At 46.5% G+C, this 16,680-nt stretch carries 19 protein-coding genes; 8 read left to right on the plus strand and 11 right to left on the minus strand.

The genetic code is table 11. The features are described from left to right. The first annotated feature begins 3 nt into the window (after nucleotides 1-3). Nucleotides 4-402, plus strand: coding sequence for a Zn-ribbon domain-containing OB-fold protein (locus tag EYM_RS01315; protein WP_075049319.1), 399 nt, complete (start codon nucleotides 4-6; stop codon nucleotides 400-402). Here EYM_RS01315 and EYM_RS01320 read toward each other — a convergent pair. Beyond that, entirely contained in the window at nucleotides 358-1,293 is a 936-nt protein-coding gene (locus EYM_RS01320) for a hypothetical protein (protein ID WP_075049320.1), read from the minus strand. The two genes, EYM_RS01315 and EYM_RS01320, sit on opposite strands and share 45 nt — an antisense overlap. A gap of 99 nt (nucleotides 1,294-1,392) precedes the next feature. Between EYM_RS01320 and rgy the strand changes: the two genes are divergently transcribed. Beyond that, complete coding sequence (rgy, locus tag EYM_RS01325; RefSeq protein ID WP_075049321.1) at nucleotides 1,393-5,040, plus strand: reverse gyrase; 3,648 nt, start codon at nucleotides 1,393-1,395, stop codon at nucleotides 5,038-5,040. Here the strand turns inward: rgy and EYM_RS01330 are convergent. Further along, on the minus strand, nucleotides 5,023-5,583 hold the full coding sequence (locus tag EYM_RS01330) for a hypothetical protein (RefSeq protein WP_075049322.1): 561 nt from the start codon (nucleotides 5,581-5,583) through the stop codon (nucleotides 5,023-5,025). The two genes, rgy and EYM_RS01330, sit on opposite strands and share 18 nt — an antisense overlap. 96 nt (nucleotides 5,584-5,679) lie before the next feature. Here EYM_RS01330 and EYM_RS01335 point away from each other — a divergent pair, with 96 nt between their 5' ends. Next, on the plus strand, nucleotides 5,680-6,213 hold the full coding sequence (locus EYM_RS01335; protein ID WP_075049323.1) for a hypothetical protein: 534 nt from the start codon (nucleotides 5,680-5,682) through the stop codon (nucleotides 6,211-6,213). Here EYM_RS01335 and EYM_RS01340 read toward each other — a convergent pair whose 3' ends face one another. Together EYM_RS01340 and EYM_RS01345 are read right to left on the minus strand one after the other, a co-directional pair. Further along, the gene (locus EYM_RS01340) at nucleotides 6,214-7,215 is read right to left on the minus strand and encodes a hypothetical protein (RefSeq protein WP_075049324.1); all 1,002 of its coding nucleotides are present in this window, start codon (nucleotides 7,213-7,215) and stop codon (nucleotides 6,214-6,216) included. It abuts the gene before it with no gap. Nucleotides 7,216-7,263: 48 nt separating this feature from the next. Further along, on the minus strand, nucleotides 7,264-7,998 hold the full coding sequence (locus tag EYM_RS01345) for a D-aminoacyl-tRNA deacylase (RefSeq protein WP_075049325.1): 735 nt from the start codon (nucleotides 7,996-7,998) through the stop codon (nucleotides 7,264-7,266). Between the two features lie 1,723 nt (nucleotides 7,999-9,721). Here EYM_RS01345 and EYM_RS01350 point away from each other — a divergent pair. Beyond that, nucleotides 9,722-10,435 carry a peptidylprolyl isomerase gene (locus EYM_RS01350; protein WP_075049326.1) on the plus strand — a complete coding sequence of 238 codons (714 nt, stop codon included), beginning with the start codon at nucleotides 9,722-9,724 and terminating at the stop codon, nucleotides 10,433-10,435. A gap of 15 nt (nucleotides 10,436-10,450) precedes the next feature. On the opposite strand, the gene EYM_RS01355 is transcribed toward EYM_RS01350, so the two are convergent. After that, entirely contained in the window at nucleotides 10,451-10,966 is a 516-nt protein-coding gene (locus tag EYM_RS01355; protein WP_157058712.1) for a transcription elongation factor, read from the minus strand. A gap of 290 nt (nucleotides 10,967-11,256) precedes the next feature. Here EYM_RS01355 and EYM_RS01360 point away from each other — a divergent pair, with 290 nt between their 5' ends. Continuing rightward, nucleotides 11,257-12,303 (plus strand): ABC transporter ATP-binding protein, encoded by a 1,047-nt coding sequence (locus EYM_RS01360; RefSeq protein ID WP_083494978.1) that lies wholly within the window; start codon nucleotides 11,257-11,259, stop codon nucleotides 12,301-12,303. A gap of 75 nt (nucleotides 12,304-12,378) precedes the next feature. Beyond that, on the plus strand, nucleotides 12,379-12,891 hold the full coding sequence (locus EYM_RS01365) for a methanogen output domain 1-containing protein (protein ID WP_075049329.1): 513 nt from the start codon (nucleotides 12,379-12,381) through the stop codon (nucleotides 12,889-12,891). Here the strand turns inward: EYM_RS01365 and EYM_RS07920 are convergent. From EYM_RS07920 to EYM_RS01380, 4 genes are read right to left on the minus strand one after another with little or no spacing between them, the layout of a single operon-like run. After that, on the minus strand, nucleotides 12,862-13,197 hold the full coding sequence (locus tag EYM_RS07920; RefSeq protein ID WP_236943422.1) for a VIT1/CCC1 transporter family protein: 336 nt from the start codon (nucleotides 13,195-13,197) through the stop codon (nucleotides 12,862-12,864). The two genes, EYM_RS01365 and EYM_RS07920, sit on opposite strands and share 30 nt — an antisense overlap. Beyond that, nucleotides 13,169-13,756 carry a ferritin family protein gene (locus tag EYM_RS01370; protein ID WP_236943423.1) on the minus strand — a complete coding sequence of 196 codons (588 nt, stop codon included), beginning with the start codon at nucleotides 13,754-13,756 and terminating at the stop codon, nucleotides 13,169-13,171. The genes EYM_RS07920 and EYM_RS01370 overlap by 29 nt, the downstream gene beginning before the upstream one ends. 16 nt (nucleotides 13,757-13,772) lie before the next feature. Then, a complete protein-coding gene (locus tag EYM_RS01375; protein WP_075049330.1) occupies nucleotides 13,773-13,994 on the minus strand; it encodes a hypothetical protein in 222 nt (73 codons plus the stop codon). Continuing rightward, nucleotides 13,991-14,839 (minus strand): TatD family hydrolase, encoded by an 849-nt coding sequence (locus tag EYM_RS01380; RefSeq protein WP_075049331.1) that lies wholly within the window; start codon nucleotides 14,837-14,839, stop codon nucleotides 13,991-13,993. Before EYM_RS01380 ends, EYM_RS01375 begins: the two co-directional genes overlap by 4 nt. Nucleotides 14,840-14,914: 75 nt before the next feature. Here EYM_RS01380 and EYM_RS01385 point away from each other — a divergent pair, with 75 nt between their 5' ends. Continuing rightward, nucleotides 14,915-15,196 (plus strand): hypothetical protein, encoded by a 282-nt coding sequence (locus tag EYM_RS01385; protein WP_075049332.1) that lies wholly within the window; start codon nucleotides 14,915-14,917, stop codon nucleotides 15,194-15,196. Here EYM_RS01385 and EYM_RS01390 read toward each other — a convergent pair. Then, entirely contained in the window at nucleotides 15,168-15,797 is a 630-nt protein-coding gene (locus EYM_RS01390; RefSeq protein WP_075049333.1) for an ABC transporter ATP-binding protein, read from the minus strand. The two genes, EYM_RS01385 and EYM_RS01390, sit on opposite strands and share 29 nt — an antisense overlap. A gap of 71 nt (nucleotides 15,798-15,868) precedes the next feature. On the opposite strand from EYM_RS01390, the gene EYM_RS01395 reads away from it, so the two are divergent. Continuing rightward, the gene (locus EYM_RS01395; RefSeq protein ID WP_075049334.1) at nucleotides 15,869-16,060 is read left to right on the plus strand and encodes a hypothetical protein; all 192 of its coding nucleotides are present in this window, start codon (nucleotides 15,869-15,871) and stop codon (nucleotides 16,058-16,060) included. On the opposite strand, the gene EYM_RS01400 is transcribed toward EYM_RS01395, so the two are convergent. Further along, on the minus strand, nucleotides 16,057-16,638 hold the full coding sequence (locus EYM_RS01400; protein ID WP_075049335.1) for a class I SAM-dependent methyltransferase: 582 nt from the start codon (nucleotides 16,636-16,638) through the stop codon (nucleotides 16,057-16,059). The two genes, EYM_RS01395 and EYM_RS01400, sit on opposite strands and share 4 nt — an antisense overlap. Nucleotides 16,639-16,680: the final 42 nt, after the last annotated feature.

Raw genomic sequence — 16,680 nt, forward strand, 5'->3', positions numbered from 1 at the left:
GGTATGGACGTGAGTCCCGCGAGATTATGGAGGGAAAAGGAGTTCGCCTACAAACTATCAGTCTTAAAATGTGAGAAATGTGGATGGACGTACGTTGGTAACCTAGAGAAGTGTCCTAAGTGCGGCTCCCCCCTAAGGAGGGTCCAAATGCCCAAGAAAGGGAAAGTGATCTCTTGGACCAAGCTAGTCCAAGTACCGGAGGAGCTAGAGGACTTCGCGCCGATATATTTGGCCCTAATAGAATTGGAAGACGGTAGTACTGTAGTGAGTCGCTTAGTTGACGTTATCGGCGAACCCACCGATGGCATGGAGGTTGAGGCCGTCTTGAGGAGGCTTAGGGTGGATGGGGTTTCGGGGTTAATTGAATACGGCTTGGTCTTTAGACCAGTCTTGAATAGATAGGACCTTTTTGAGCACTTCCCAAGAGCTCGAAGCGTAAGAATAGTTAACCGCTTCCGGGACGTCTAGATCCGAATGATATATTTCGAAGAGCTTCTCCCAATCGGACGTTATTCCGACTGCCTTACTCAAGAAGTTCTCGTTACGAAACGGGAGTAACTCCCTCAAGTCCTCTAGATTCCTGGTAACAATAGGTTCGCTCAAACCTATCGAGTCGTACGCAACTATTACTTCCGATCTCTCTAGTACGTCTTTAAACTCGTTTTCGAGGTGTCGGAAACCGTAACCCCAGTATATGGGCCACTCGTCCGAGAGCTCATCGGGGGCTGAAAAGACAATGAGGTTCTTAGAGAGATCTATTTCCGTTATTCTCTCTAAGGTAATTGCGACCGCTGCCCCGTTGTCCACGGAGCCTCCTCCGAAGGAATCGTAGTGAATGAAGACTGTTCCAACCGGGTCCTCGAGGTTGCCGACGAGCACTTCCGTGAAGGGGTACTCCTTCCAAGTCACTTCTATCTCTCCGCCCGAACCCTCCCAAACTTTCCGAACGTCCTTACGCGAAACAGTTATTGAGGGAACCTTGGTGTACAGCGCAGTAGATATTGAGGGGCACTTAGAGTTGTAAAGGAACGCCGCTTCGCTAGGTATCTCGTCCCGTTTGAAGAGCTCGTATGTATCGAACGCTACCGGTTCGACCGAGCCGCTTTCGAATCCCGTCGGTTTGCAAGGAACCCTTTCATCGAATACCTCGCATTTCAGATACACTGGTAAGCGGACCTTGCCCGTTACTTCGTAGTACGAAACACCCCTCTTAGAGAGCTCTTCCTTGATGAACTCGGCCGTCTTTTCAATGTTCTCGTAAAGCCTGGGGCTGAGGTCGTAAAGTTTCCTCAAGTACTCAATGAACGAGAAGATCTCACCTGCTAGTTACCGGTTTCTTATTCCTTTATAAAGCTGTGAATGCGGGCTAGATTCTGAAAGGGTAACAGTGAGTTGAAAGCGATATACAGAGATGGCTGCCCGGTCTGCGGCGGAGCCATAAGCTCGGACAGACTAGCCAAGGGGTTACCTTGCGAGAGGTGTTTACCGGAGGAAGTGCCACGCGACAGGCTTAAGGAGATGAACTTAGGAGGTCCGCTAGGACAATATTTTAAAATTGAGAAAGAAGTCGAGGAAGCGGAAAGGGTTTTCCATGAAGTAACTAAGAGCGTGTTCTGGTCCGCCCAAAGGGCTTGGTTGATAAGGGCCCTTAGGGGGGAGAGTTTCTCCATAGTGGCACCAACGGGAATGGGTAAGAGCACTTTCGGCGCGCTAGTTTCAGTACTCTTTGCAAAGAAGTTCGGTAAGAGTTACGTGATATTGCCTACAACGCCCCTAGTTGAAATGATGTACAAGAAGGCTAAGCCCTTCGCCGACATCCTAGGCGTCGAGGTAGTTAAGATCCATTCTAAGATGAGCAAGGGGGAGAGGAAGGAAGCGCTCGAAAAGTTCGAGAAAGGGGAATTCGGAGTTCTAATAACCACTTCGCGATTTATGATAAATAAATTGGATGAGCTAACCAAGTTCAAGTTCTCATTAATATTTGTAGATGACGTTGACTCCGTTCTGAAGAGCAACAAGAACGTGGACAGAATACTCCAATTGCTGGGTTTGAATGAAGAAGATCTCAAAGAGCTCTGGAACATAGTCAATAAAGAAAAGAGAATAATGAGGTATTTGCTTAACACAAACGATCCGGAGAAGAGGCTCTCTTTCTTAGAAGAGCTCGAAGAGATCGAAGAGCGAGTTAAGGAATTGAGGATGAAGGTTAACGGTATACTGATCTTCAGTTCGGCTACGGGCAAGGTGAGAACCAACAGGATCGCCATGGTTAGGAAGCTCTTGAATTTCGAACCAGGAGGAACGAGCGAAGGCGTTAGGAACGTAATAGACAGCTATACCCGAGAGGGTTTCGTTAAGGTCGTTAAGGCACTGGGTAAGGGAGGTCTGGTCTTCGTTCCAGCCGACAAAGGCCTCTCCTTCGCTGAAGAGGTAGCTAGGAAGCTGAAAGAGAACGGGGTCTCGGCGGAGGTCGTTTCATCGGAGAGGGTAAACGTAATTGAAGCCTTTGAGAGGGGAGAGGTTAGCGTATTAGTGGGCGTCGCTACGCATTACGGCGTTCTCACCCGCGGAATTGACCTACCCCACGTGATTAGGTACGCCGTTTTCGTTGGCGTGCCGAGGCTTAAGTTCAAGTTGAAGATGGACGAGCCCGTTCCTAGAGCTATTGTTAACGTCTTGAGAATTGCAGTTGAGGTCGGCTTCGAGGAATACGCAAAGATATACAAGGAGTTAGCGAAGAGGTACAGGAGCTTGACCCAACAAGCGGTCGAAATGCTCAAAGAGAGATTGATGAATGGAATAGTCGAAACGGACTTAGAGAAGCTGTTCATGAAAGGGTTTGAAATAATTAGGAACCTAGCCTCTAAGCCAGAGTTCGTTGAGAGGGTCAGGCGAAGCGGGTTCTACGAGATAGTAGAGGAGGGCGGGGAGCTCTACTTGCTCGTACCTGACTCCGCGACTTACCTCCAAGCTTCCGGGAGGACCTCTAGGCTGTACGCGGGCGGAGTAACCAAGGGTTTGTCAGTAGTAATTGTGGATAGCGAGCATTTGTTCAATGGACTGAAGAAGAGGTTGAGGTGGGTAATTGAAAATTGGTACCCGTTCGAGCAACTCGATCTAGGGGAGTTGCTGAAAGAGATCGACGAGGACAGGAGAAAGGTCCTTAAAGTGCTTAGAGGTGAACTAAGTACCAACGAGATAAGGAACCTATTGAAAACCTCCCTCCTAATTGTCGAGTCTCCAAATAAAGCTAGAACTATTACCAACTTCTTTGGTAGGCCTTCAATTAGGACCGTCAAGGGAGTAAGGGTATACGAGATAGGGCTCGGCAACAGGATACTCTACGTGACGGCTTCGGGTGGTCACACGAACGACCTAGTCAGCGATAGCGATCCCCTTTGCATTATGGAAGGCGGAAACTGTTTGTACTATGGAATAGAAGAAAACGGAACCCAACACCTAACGAGCATCAAGAGGTGTATGGTCTGTGGAACTCAATTCTCTGAAGAGATAAATAGATGTGTTCGTTGTGGATCTAAGTACTTGAAGAACTCAAAGGAAGTCATAGAGGGCTTGAGACTCCTGGCCGAAGAAGTAGATGAGGTTCTAATAGGAACGGACCCTGATACCGAAGGTGAGAAAATAGGTTGGGACGTAGCGAACCTGGTTAATCCCTTTGCAAAGAAGGTTCTAAGGGTAGAGTTCCACGAGGTCACTAAGCGGGCCTTGTTGGAGGCTATAGACAATCCCAGACCCTTTAACTTCAACTTAGTCGGTTCCCAAATGCTCAGAAGGGCCGAAGACAGGCTCATAGGCTTCACTTTGAGTCCAAAGCTATGGTTCGATTTATGGCCTAGGTACACCAATACTCCAGTAGCTTGTAAGATATCGAGGAACTTGTCTGCCGGTAGGGTGCAAACGCCCGTCCTCGGATGGGTAATCAAGAGGTACGAGGAATACAAGAGGTCCAGGAAGAAGTTCTACATAGTGAGCTACGGGGAAGGATGGAGGGAAACCTTCCCCGAGGACTCCTTCGGATTGAAGCCTACGAGGAAAGACGTGGAAAGGAGCACGGTAGTAGTGAAATACATCGAAAGGTGGGAAGAGACCGTGCCTCCTAGGCCTCCTTTTACCACCGACAGTTTATTGGAGGAAGCTAACGAGGTCTTGAGGTTAAGCGCAGATCAGACGATGAAGCTGGCGCAAGACTTGTTCGAAATGGGTTTCATTACATACCATAGAACCGATTCGGTAAGGGTTTCGGACGTTGGAATTGCCTTGGCCAAGGAGTGGATAGCCCAAAACTTCGGCGAAGAGCTCTTCGTTCCAAGAAGATGGGGCCAAGGCGGAGCTCACGAAGCCATAAGGCCTACCAGGCCAATAGACGCAGATGAATTGAAGTTAATGATAGAAGAGGGTACAATTACAACTGCGAAGCCCTTGACGAACAAACACTTGCAGTTGTACGACCTTATATTTAGGAGGTTCATGGCCAGCCAAATGAGGGAGGCTAAGGTTAGGAAGCTTAAATTAGAAATAAGCCTCGAAGAGTTAGAAGCTATAATAACAAAGGATTTAGTTGAAGAGATTGTTGAAGCGGGGTGGACGTTAGTGTATCCTAGGATTAAGGTAGAGGTGCCTCCGCCGGAAGGCAGTTACAGCGTGAAGGAAGTAATAGTGAGGAGTTGGAACACGGTGCCGCTGTATTCTCAAGCCGACCTAATTAGGTTAATGAAAGAGAGAGGTCTCGGTAGGCCTAGTACGTATGCAAAAATAGTTAGCACGTTAATGGAGAGGAAGTACGTTATTGAAAGCCCGAAGCAGAGGAAGCTCATTCCGACCAAGAAGGGAATGAGCGTGTACTTTTACTTAACTGAGAACTATTCCGACTTGGTAAGCGAGGAGAGGACGAGGAAGCTGGAAGAGCTAATGGACGCAATATCGGAGGGTAAGGCCAGTTACGATAAGGTAGTGAGAAGCGTGATCGAAGAAGTTAAATGGATACCGATAAAAGGGAGTCCGTTAAGCAACTCTCTCTAATACTATATAGCACTTGCCCTCGTCTTTCTTCAATACCGGGTAAACTATGTAGCCTTCCTTGATGAACTTCTTTTGCGAAGGATCTCTTACAGGATAGGCCTTTAGACCGAGTCCCCTGGATATACCGGCTACAATGCCTACGTAGGGGGCGGCCGCCACTATATCCACTGGACACTTATTCAGAATGAACTTCAATGTACCTTTTTCTTCATCGTATTCCATTGGTATAAGCCCTATGTCTCCAACGGTTCCGTATTTACTTGTCTCCTTATGAAGTTCGATGTGGCACTTGCTGTTAAGCTCCATAATGGCTTTAAGGATATCGGCTTGCTCGCCCTCCTTTAGGAACCCCAAGTTCTTCGCCATCTTAGGTATAGCTTTACTCGAGGTACCCATGACTATTTTGGTTATGACTCCATAGGCGGTATCTCCCAGTATGTCCCTTAACTCCTTGGGCAATGCACTAAAAGTTATTTCCCTGAAATAGGTCTGATAGAAGTAGGCTATCCACTCGAGAACTTTACAATCTCCATTTCCTGCCATTCCGGCTTCCCTATTTCCACTTGGTCTACGCTTGAATTATATGTTAGAGCTTCTCAGAATAAAATCGTAAGTCCGAAGCTATTTCGGCTAGGAGCAATGAAACCCATTCACGCTCAAGGGTACTACTTCGTAACGCCTTTGGGGAGTTCTTGGCAAATAATTGAGGTGGTTAACTACTATTATTACGATGAGGAAGGCCTTCTAGCCTCGAAGCTACACAAACCGCGCGAATATAGGGAAGAAATACTAACTACATGGGAGAACATGCAAAGGGCCTTGGATAGCGAGGAAGTTAAGGTAAATGGGAAACCTACTAAGGTTACCGTCAGGAACGTTTCGATGGAGTTCGTCGGATTTAAGGAAGTTCCATATTTTACCTTTGTTCTAGAGTTCCACGGACCCATTGTGGAAGGAATCAACTGCTTCGAGAACTCCTTCGAGGAAGGCGTTGCTGAGTACGACTACGAGGCCTTCTGGCTCCTCCCTCCCGGCTACGAGTTCGTAGAAGCCGTTACTTCTTGCGAATACGATCTTCCAGATGAAGAGGGCAGGATACTCATGCTCTGGTGTAGGAAGGGAGACAAAGTAAAGGGATACGAGAGGATATGCTGGAGGAGCTCCAATAAGTAGTTAACCCCTTATTATTTCTCTTATCTTGACTGCAACCTTTAGCATCTCCTTGAGTAGTTCCGTATATTCAATGCAATACTTGATTCTCGACTTTATTGGCTCTTTAGTATTGTTGAATATTCCGTAAACTTTGAAGTCAACGTCCTTTACTTCCATTAACGCTCTCAAAGGCTCAACTAAAGCTTGAAGCTGGATGGCGCTAGGTATTGCTAATAGACCTTTTTCCATTAAATAGAACGAGATACTTTCGTACACGAACCTCTTATACCTGAGGAACTCCCTTCCCCTCTTCCTCAAGGAATAAGCCATTGCTGAACCGAACCTGAACCTTATGTCGTTCGTTCCAACGTTCTTCACGTTGTGGTCTATTATTTCCATCACCGTTTCCTCCGCTCTGGCTACTAGTTCCTTCACCTTGAAGGAGTGGACGCCTGAATCCATTGCATTCCACAAGTGCTCTAAGAATATGTCCGTTAGAGAAACCTCAATTGGTACCTTGAAGTCCGCTAAGACGCTTATCAAGTTCTCTGTATATACCCTCTTGTCATCATAGTACATCGTTGCTCTGAAGTACATCCTCTTGGGATCTACGTCCAGTCTAGATAGAAGTTCGTCTACTATTAACCTAAGTCTCTTCTCGTAATCGCTGACACTCATCGAATGCCTATCTCTTTCGTCCTTCATTAACCTAGGATACATTATCGCAACAGTTCTCTCGTCGAAATGTAGCAACTCTTTCATTAACTTTAGAGCTCCTTCGTATTTCGATACTAAGTTCTCCAATGTAAAGTATGGCGAGTGAACGTTAAAAGTAGCTATCTCCTTTCGCTTTTCCATGAAGTCCATCCAAGCCTTCACGACGTTCTCTTGAGTTACGTACTTTCCGAACGCAGAGCTCTTCTTGTAGGTTAAGACCCTTGGCGATATTTCCAGTACTTTAGCTGGGTAATTGTAGGGCACGTGGTCTGGTAATATGAAGTAAGTTCCAATTGAGATCTCCATAACGCTTCTTCCCTCCTTACAATGTAACCTAATAGGTAATGAATGGAATTACACTACCTCGACGCTTAACCCCATAGACTTCAAAGTTTCTACAATTTTCTTCCTCTGTTCTGCCTTCACGGACTTCTTCTCGACGTATGCTCTCTCGATAGGATCTCTACTTTTTTCCACCATCTGAACTAGCAAATCTTCGTTTATTGAGCCTATTACGTACTTTGGAGCAATATGGCCGATGGAATTAATTCCTTCAAAACACCTCTTTGCAGCTCTCTTATTGTAATGAGGTCCGCCTATCCATATTGCGGAAGGGAGGTCTTCCATTTCCTCGTAGTTTAAGACGGCCTTCGCGAGTATATCGTGATTCCTTGGATCGGTCCAGTCTTCTAACGATGAGCCAATCTCTATAAAGACAATGCCCTTATTTATGGTCGGACCGTGGTGAGTTGCCTCGTAAACCACTTCGTAGTCCTCGCGATAGTTGTACTTGCTCAACGCGTTCAAGAGCTTACATCCGATCTTTGGTAAAGCTATTGAAAGCGTTCTCGGTTGACCACCTAGTTTGGCTTCATCTGAGAAGTTCCCTGTGAAGTGGACCGTGAAGGCCTTGACCCTTTTCTCGCTCGAATGTCTTGACAATACTATGAAGTCGTCTCCTTCGACTTCGCTGAAATCGGAAAACGGAGCGTCTCTAGAGAGCGGATAAACTTCTATGCCTTCCTTCATTAGACGTTCTGCAACGCCCTTAGCGGCCGGGTCGTTGGGACTGTAAACTATCTTCAACAAGCTTCGTTCCCCGCCTTCCTTCAGTACGTTAAGTTAATCTAGTAGAAGCATCTGTCTTCTTTGAACTTATAGGTCCTTGTTTAATATCATCCAAACCCTAATTGAAGCTTCATTCAATAAAGGTAAAACGAAATGCTCTATCTATGGAATCTCATTCACCATCCCATGGTGAATTCTCATCTCCACCTCTTGTCCAAATTTAATTTTCCATTTACTTACAATTAATTCACTCATTTCCTCAACCCTAACCATTTACGAAAAGAAACAATGGTCTCCTTAAGTACCTTCAGTTTCTACTAGACTTCCCAATTGTTAATTCCATTTCAATCCAATCATTCAACGTCGTATTTTCAAAACCAAATGTAATTTACCACTCTAGAGCTTAGACCATCAGTACAAGCCCATTTCAAGATCGATCTTTACAATGAGAAGAAGCTTAGAGGGGTTAATAAGCGATCATGGGAACTCTGATGATCATGGGGATTTCTACTCCAGCCTACCTTATACAAGCATATTCATGCATATATTGGACAACTACTTGAGTTCAAGTTCGAAGAGGGAAGGTGTGAATGTGGAAAGACAGATGAAGGGAAAGGGTTAAAAGATGGGGAATTGGTTGTTTAAATAGGAGGGTAACGGTAGAGTCCCAATAGGGAGTGGAAAGACCCTGTAAATTCAAGGCTAACGAAAAAGTATATGCAGTCGTAGAGTCCCAATAGGGAGTGGAAAGGAGGTTGAGTTTTAAACTTGGGTGGAGTATTAAAGCGAGTAGAGTCCCAATAGGGAGTGGAAAGCTTGTTCAGCTTTACTCTACCATTGATAACGAGCCAAGCAAGTAGAGTCCCAATAGGGAGTGGAAAGTACATTTGTTCGGCTTGGGGCTGTAATCCTATATAATTTTGTAGAGTCCCAATAGGGAGTGGAAAGTCGGCCTCGAGCCCCCTCGGGGCTTTAAGAGTCCCGTTTTCCTTGTAGAGTCCCAATAGGGAGTGGAAAGCCTCATCAACCAAAGCTGATAAAATTGCAGTGTATACTAACGTAGAGTCCCAATAGGGAGTGGAAAGAAGGAAATTGTAAAGCCACCTTAATTCGTCAAGCGTAAGTTTCGGGTAGAGTCCCAATAGGGAGTGGAAAGGGTGATTCTAATTTCGGCCTCGGCAAAGGACGGTACCTAGTAGAGATCCAAGAGGGAGTGGAAAGATCGATGGCAACGGTCGTTTTCGAAGCAATGAATGGCAGAAGTAGAGATCCAATAGGGAATAGAAAGGAAACCGCATTTAACGTCAGCGTCGCGTTGCACATTATTCTGTAGAATCCCAATAGGGAATAGAAAGATCGAAGAGAAGGTGGCTGAGCTGAAAGCAAAGTACAACGTTAGTAGAGTCCCAATAGGGAATAGAAAGCCTGGTGTCATTGACTCTGTGTTTAATAAAGTTTTAACAAGTAGAATCCCAATAGGGAATAGAAAGCAGTACTAGTCTCTAATCATACCGTTCTCATAAATAGAACAGTAGGGATCCAAGATGGAATAGAAAAAAGGAGTTTCATAGTTACCAGCTCTCGTATCTCTCAACTCCTTGTCAAAATAATCCGTATGTAGAGAATACGTTACTACCTTACCTATTTCCTTGAAATCGAACAATGGGTCAGAAAGACATCGAACGTGAGCTAGATACTAGCCCTTTTTTACTTCGTTCCAATCCAGAGAGGTCGGTGGACCTCAATGGCTGCTCAGAAGGGCGACGTCGTAGTTCTAGACTACGTCTTGAAGCTAAAGGATACTGGAGAAGTAATAGACACCACCTTAGAGGAAGTAGCTAAGGAGAGCGGTATATATAAAGAAGGTACCAAGTACGAACCTTTCGTAGTAGTTCTCGGCGAGGGTAGGTTGATACAAGGAATTGAAGAAGCCGTCGAAGGCATGGAAAAGGGCCAAGAAAAGGAGGTGGAAATTCCTCCAGAGAAGGCTTTCGGACCTAGGGATCCAAGTAAGATAAGGAGGTATACTGTAAACGAATTCAGGAAAGCGGGAATAAGGAACGTATATCCGGGTATGGTCGTTGAAATAGGGAACAACGTAGGCGTTGTTAAGGCAGTAAGTGGCGGTAGAGTGATAGTTGACTTCAACCACCCCTACGCTGGTAAGACCTTAGTAGCTAAGATAATACTAAAGGACATAATAAAGGACGAGAAGGAGAAGATTAAAGCATTAGTAAAGAGAAGGATGAAGGACGCTGAAGTAGAAATAAGCGACGGTAAGGTAGTGATAAAGGTTCCAGAGAAGTACTTACTGGCTGAAGGTCTCCAATTAGCGAAGCTATCGATAGTCAATGACCTCTTTAGGTATACGAACGTTAAAGAGGTTGCGTTCATAGAGGAAATCAAGAAGAGGGAAGAGAAGGCTGAGACGCAAGAGTCTCAAGAGAGCTCCTCCTAATACTAAAATAAAAATTCAGAAATGACCTTGCGGTCTTATTTCAACGGGCGCGTCTAGTAGCTCACTTAACACTTTCTCCAATTCCTCCTTTGGGGCGGGCCACCTCTTCCCCTTCCTGTCAACCCTTATTACGTACTTCTGAGTGCCATCGGGAGTCCAGACTATGTTGACTCCTCTTACGTCCAAAGGTATTAGCAATTGGGCAGCCATTTCCCTTGGATCGGCTCCCTTAACTACTACCCTAACCTTTCTATTCAATTCCCTAGATAGGGCTTGACGTATCCTCCTAACTACGTCCTTGTCCCAATCGGGTAGTTTGAGTACTATTACTAATAGGTCGCCTAAGTCGTAGCTCTTAACGTACTCCGCGTCCTTCAGCTCCTTTATCCTTTCTTCCAAATCCAAAAGCTTCCTCATTATATCTACTTCGTATTCCTTCACTAAACCGCTACTAACTTTCCTCTGACAGCTCGGACAAAGAATACCGGTCTTGACGCATATAGTGTCTAATGGTATCTTCAACCTTGGCATCACCTCACTGTCTCCAGTCTTAAGGTATGATCCATCTAAGCCAAGCCCTTACGCGGATTAATTAACGGTTTCTTCAAACCAACCCGCTAGTAAACCCAATTAAGCAATTCCTTTCCAGACTACTGTGAAGGAACGGTCCCCCAATTCGTATTAACTAATTGACCGCTCGCGCATCTAGAGACGCTACCTTGAGCGAGTTACCTCGGAAGTTCCGTTAGCAAGGAGACGGAACTGAAATTCACCAATAGCCATTAAACTTCATTAAAGGTTACGAAGGGTGGAGGAACGGTTTGTCTGAAGACTTCGTTTTGAGAACTGAAGGGCTGAAGAAGTGGTACAAGATAGGGGGCATTTTCTCAGTAAAAGGTTACGTTAGAGCCGTGGACGGAGTGGACGTGACCATTAGGAAGGGCGAAGTTTACTGCGTAGTAGGGGAGAGTGGGTGCGGAAAGAGTACTTTAGCTAGGACGATAATGGGATTGGAGGAAATTACCAGCGGAGAGATCTACTTTAACGCATCCCCATCAACCGCTAAGCTACTCGAGAAGAAGGGAGAAAAGGTACACGGGACTATTGTTAAGTACAGTGAGCTTTCCGAGAAGGGCTTGAGAATACTGAAAAGGGACATGCAAATGGTTTTCCAAGACCCCTACGCCAGCCTAGATCCCAAGATGAAAATATGGGAAATCGTCGCAGAGCCCGTCTTGGTTCACAAACTGGCGAGCAAGAAGAAGGCGAGGGAAATAGCGGCTCAAGCGTTAGAGAAAGTTAAGCTCGGAGAGGAGTTCCTAGACAGATATCCACACGAGCTCTCAGGTGGTCAGAAACAGAGAGTAATGATAGCAAGGGCTCTCAGTATAAGCCCTAAATTCATCGTAGCGGACGAGCCAGTATCCATGCTCGATGTATCCATAAGGGCCGAGATAATACACCTACTCAAGGAAATAAGGGACAAGGAGAACGTAAGCTTAATGGTTATAACTCACGACTTGGCTACAACTCCTCACTTATGCGACAGAATTGGAGTAATGTATCTCGGTAAGATAGTGGAAGAGGGGCCTACGCGAGAAGTGATAGAGAACCCGCTTCACCCATATACCAAAGCCTTGATGGCAGCCGTTCTAGAGCCCAGTCCAGAGAACAGGAAGAGGAGAATAGAGGTCCCAATTAAGGGCGAAGTTGGGGTCCCTCCGGAAAGGGGTTGTCGCTTCCTCCCTAGATGCGTCCTAGTTGATCAGATAGAGGGAATTAGGCCCATGTGTTCCGAAAAAGAGCCCCCGCTCGTCGGAGACGGGCATAAGGTAGCTTGTTGGGGCGCCAAGGAGGTTCATTCGTAGTTGCGAACTGAGTGCATAGCTTTTAGTTTACCTATTGGTCAGCAACCTATAGGACGCTAGATGGATTATAGTTATATGGAAAGAGAAAAGATTAAGGACGAATTCATATCTATGTTCGAAGCCTTTATGTTTGAAATAGTACCAGAGAAGTTGAGGAAGTTTTTCGGTGAGGGAGCTCTCATCGCTCTAATGTACGATATAGTTAAAGATGCGTCTAAGAAGACGATAACCCGTTACGCACCGAGGAACGTGGTTGAGGCGATAGAGTACGCTTTAAAGCTTCAGCAAACGGTCTTCGGTGACTTCGAATTCCAAATTAGAGAACTAGGAGGGAAGGTCTGCGTTGAAGTAATCAAGTGCCCTCACCAGAAGTACGTCGATGGAGCACCGTATAGGTGCGTTCCGTGTATAGCCATGATAGCTGGAGCGATCGAATCTACTGGAAAGAGGGTTCAAGTGAATTACTTCGGTAGGAAAGTGGGGGCTAGGGAGCCGCACGTTGTAATAAAGATCGAAAAACACAAGCCGTTAGGTCACGATAGGTGCTTACTAGAGGTTCTAGTGTCCGAAGACGCTGGTTCCGAGTAGACCCTCCATTACGGTTCCGAAGACGTAGCTTCCGAACGCCGTTATCATCAGCAACGTTACGGTCTCTAAGTACTCCCTCTTGAAGTCTTTCTCATTTATAACTGAGCTATAGTATATGAAACCTCCTAGGATAATCAACGCTATTAATAGAGAGGCTGCGAAGGCCGCCCAAATGTTATGTATAAGGAAATATGGTAGGGCCAATAGTATAACTGACAATAGGTATGAGAGGCCAGTGACGCCGGCGCTCAAGGGCGCCTTGACTTCCGGATCGTGCTTAGCTTGGACGTAAGCTGCTCCGGTCATTGAGAGGGAGGCGGAGAAGCCCACTATCAGACCAGCTAATCCCGCTAGCACGGTGTTTAGCTGTAGCGCCGAGGAAGCCGGCGTGTACTCCAGTGACCTCTACTACGGCATCGGCGAGGCCCAGGGCAACGTAACCTAGGTACTTAACCCTAGGGTCCTCCACTTCGCTCATTAGGGCCCGTTCGTGTTCCATTTCCTCCTCCAGTATTTCCTCGAGTTCCTTTCTCAACTGCTCGTCCTTTATCATTTCCTTTATCTTCTTATAGCATTCGACTGCGTTCTTTTCCGATAACTCCATTTTCTTTAAGACGAATTGGACGCCTAATAACTTAGCGATTAGTTTAACTTTCTTTAGATCCACCTTGGGAGGTTCACACCTACTTATTTTCCTCCAAAACTCGAAGTGTTTCCTCTCTTGTTCAGCTATCCTCTTCAACTTCTCAGCGTTCTCCTTGTTTTTCTCGAGGGAAGCTAGGTAGCTGTAGATAGTATAGGACTCCCATTCCTCTCTACACATTTCCTTGCCTATTTCCTCTAGCGAAAGTTGAGCTGAACTCATTGCAGTAACCCACCACTTACTCCAGTTCCGCGAACCTTTCAGTTAAGGCCGCCCCTATTCCCGAAAGGACTGCTATCGTTACGCTACCTAGGCTTAAGCTGCTGGCCAAGGAAGGGTCAATGGAGCTCCCTATGGCTGATACAATGAAGGCCACTGCTAAGGAAATAAGGAGAATTAGCGTTAGCGCGTCGTTGACTTTAGACCAAAGCCCCGCTGCCATTTCTATAACCGGTTTCACGTAGGTGGCTCCACCTTAAAGACCTTGACCACGTTCTCTACATTAACTCTATATAGGTAGTCCTCCTCAACCAAGCCGTTCTCTAAGAGTTCTTTTTGGTTCCTTGCCATCTCCCATGGGTAGACTACTATTCCCGGCCTCTTCGGATCGTCTATGTGGTCGCTCTCAATGATATACTCTGGAGGCAAGGAGACGACGTTCTCTAAAAGACCTTTAACTCCCGGGACAGTGCACCTAACTCCCTCTTCGATAGCGTACCTAAGCGTCTTGCCCCTCAAGTGATGCATTACTATTCTATCTGAATTGGTACCGTATCTTTCAATTCGTTCTTTTATATCGATCACGCTTACCTTACCGCCTTGCTCCAAATGTAAATGAACCACGGCATCGAAGTCCTTTGAGATTTGGAACGCCCTATCCATTATTTTCTCTGCTATTACGACAGAGATCGGATGGGTCTTGTAGTGTTGTCTCCCAACCTCGCCTATCCCATCGAGCTTGCCTTCCCTTAACCCCTTCTCGACTAGTTCGAGGACCTTTAGGCCGAGTTCCAGTACCTCGTGGGGCTGCATTCTACCCATGAACTTATCCACGTCAGCTGGATGGAAGCCGAAGAGGCACGATGCCTTCAAGCCGGCTTTCCTCGCCTTCTCGCACTCCCTTACAGTAATCTCAAGCGCCTTCTCGTATCCCTCAAAGGTTGCTTCCAACCCGTAGTGCCACGGACTCAACCCCACTATTGCAACGAACCATCCGCCTTCTTCCCTGAACTTAGGAGCTATCTTCTCCATACCTAAACCCTTGACTGGATTGGAATGCGTGTGGCCGTCCGCAATAGGTACCATTGGCTTTAACCCCAAGACCTCGCTGTCGCGTTAGCTGATTAATTGAGCGCAGCTCCCGTTTGGAGGGAAAGCGAAATGGAAGAGTTCGTGGAAGGGTTGAAGGAGGCCTTTGAGAAGGTTCTGTGCGAATTTACGGGAGACTGTTACGTTTGTTACGCCAAGAGAGGCAATAGATGGTACGTTATCGGAGCTTCCGAAGGCTCGATCGCATACGCTAAGGTGGCCCCTTACGAGGACCTCCCTCCAATTCAGAACTGCGAAGGTTTGCTCGCTTATCCCAAGGGCTTATTCGCCTTCGCTAAGGACCAGCGAGAACTGGCCAAGAAGGTTATTGAGAAGGTTGAGAAACTAGGGTAACGACTCTTTCCCCCTCCGTTACCCTATCGAGTTGACCCACGGGGGCAGTGTAGATAATTGCAGTTCCTCTCTCAACCTCTTCCTTTAAGAGATTGAGGAGGGCCTCCTTACCCGGAGCGTCTAGCCCAACGAATGGTTCGTCCAAGAGGAGTACCTTAGGCGAATGGAGGAGCGCCCTGACTAGTTCTAACCTCTTCCTCCAACCGAAACTCAATTCCATTGCTTTCTGCATACTTCTCTTGTCTAGACCTACCTCCTTGCAAAGCCTCGTAGCTCTCTCCATAGAAACGCCGTAGAGCTTCGAAAAGAGTTCCAAGTTCTCCCTTACTGTTAACTCGTCGTAGGTCATATTGAAATGCATTACCACTCCCAATTTCCTCTTAGCGTTGAGGCTCCAAGGCGGTTCGCCGTCTACTAAGACTTCCCCGCTGCTAGGCCTCTCTATTCCAGAGGCTATCTTGAGTATTGTGGTTTTGCCGGAACCGTTAGGTCCTTCCAGCCTAATTACTTCCCCTTCTTCAACTACCATATCGAAGTCTTTCAAGACGTATCTATCTAAGTACCTTTTAGAGACTTTGTTGAAGACCAGTATCTCCTTCATTTCAGCTCGGGAGTATTGGAAAGGGAGAAATAAAACGTTTTCAGCAAGACTATCCTTAGGGGAAAGGCCTAGTGAAAAGGTTGAGAAAGGGACTCATTAGCGATATAATAGCGGAATACTTAACTCCAATTAACATGCTCCTATTCATTACGTTCTTGATGATGATAGCTGTAATAGCTTGGTTCATCAACGTTTGGTGGACCGTGGAGCAACAGAAGCTCTTGTTACTAAAGCAGTCTCAGCAAGCCGTCTCGGTTCCCTAAAGGTAGCCCCTTACGAGGGCGTATCCCTTCTTTCTCTTCACCTCGACTTCTCTGAAGAGCTCTTTGAAGAGTTCCTCTGCCCGTTCACCGCCTTTAGCGAAAACCATTTGAAGCGATCCGCCCTTAGCCAGCCTCTCCGGAGCGCCCCTAATTACGCTCTCAACTACCTCTTTGCCTGCCGCGAGCGGCGGGTTACTTACTATAGTTGAAAATTCCCTCAAGCCTAAGGCATCCGTTGGCTCGTATAGGTTTCCTTGCAAGACCGTTACCTCTAAACCGTTTCTCTCAGCGTTCCTCCTGCTGGCCTTCACTGCTTGGGGGTTCACGTCCACCATGTATACGTCTAGTTGAGGGTTGAATGCCTTAGCGAAGAGCCCTATTGGCCCGTAACCGCAACCTATATCGAGAAGCTTCCCCTTGTCCGGTATTTCCATCCACTCTATCAGTAACCTAGTTCCCAAATCTATTTGGGAACTGGAGAAGAGGCCCGGTGGTGTGGTTAGTACTAGCCTCACTCCCCTAGCTTCCAATACTATCTCTATCGGTCTCCCGCCTTTTCCCTTTTTATAGTAATGCAATTCTTACCCAAGCTTGAAAACTGCTCCTCCGTTATTGGTATT

Source organism: Ignicoccus islandicus DSM 13165 (genome assembly GCF_001481685.1).
GTDB classification, from domain to species: Archaea; Thermoproteota; Thermoprotei_A; order Sulfolobales; family Ignicoccaceae; genus Ignicoccus; species Ignicoccus islandicus.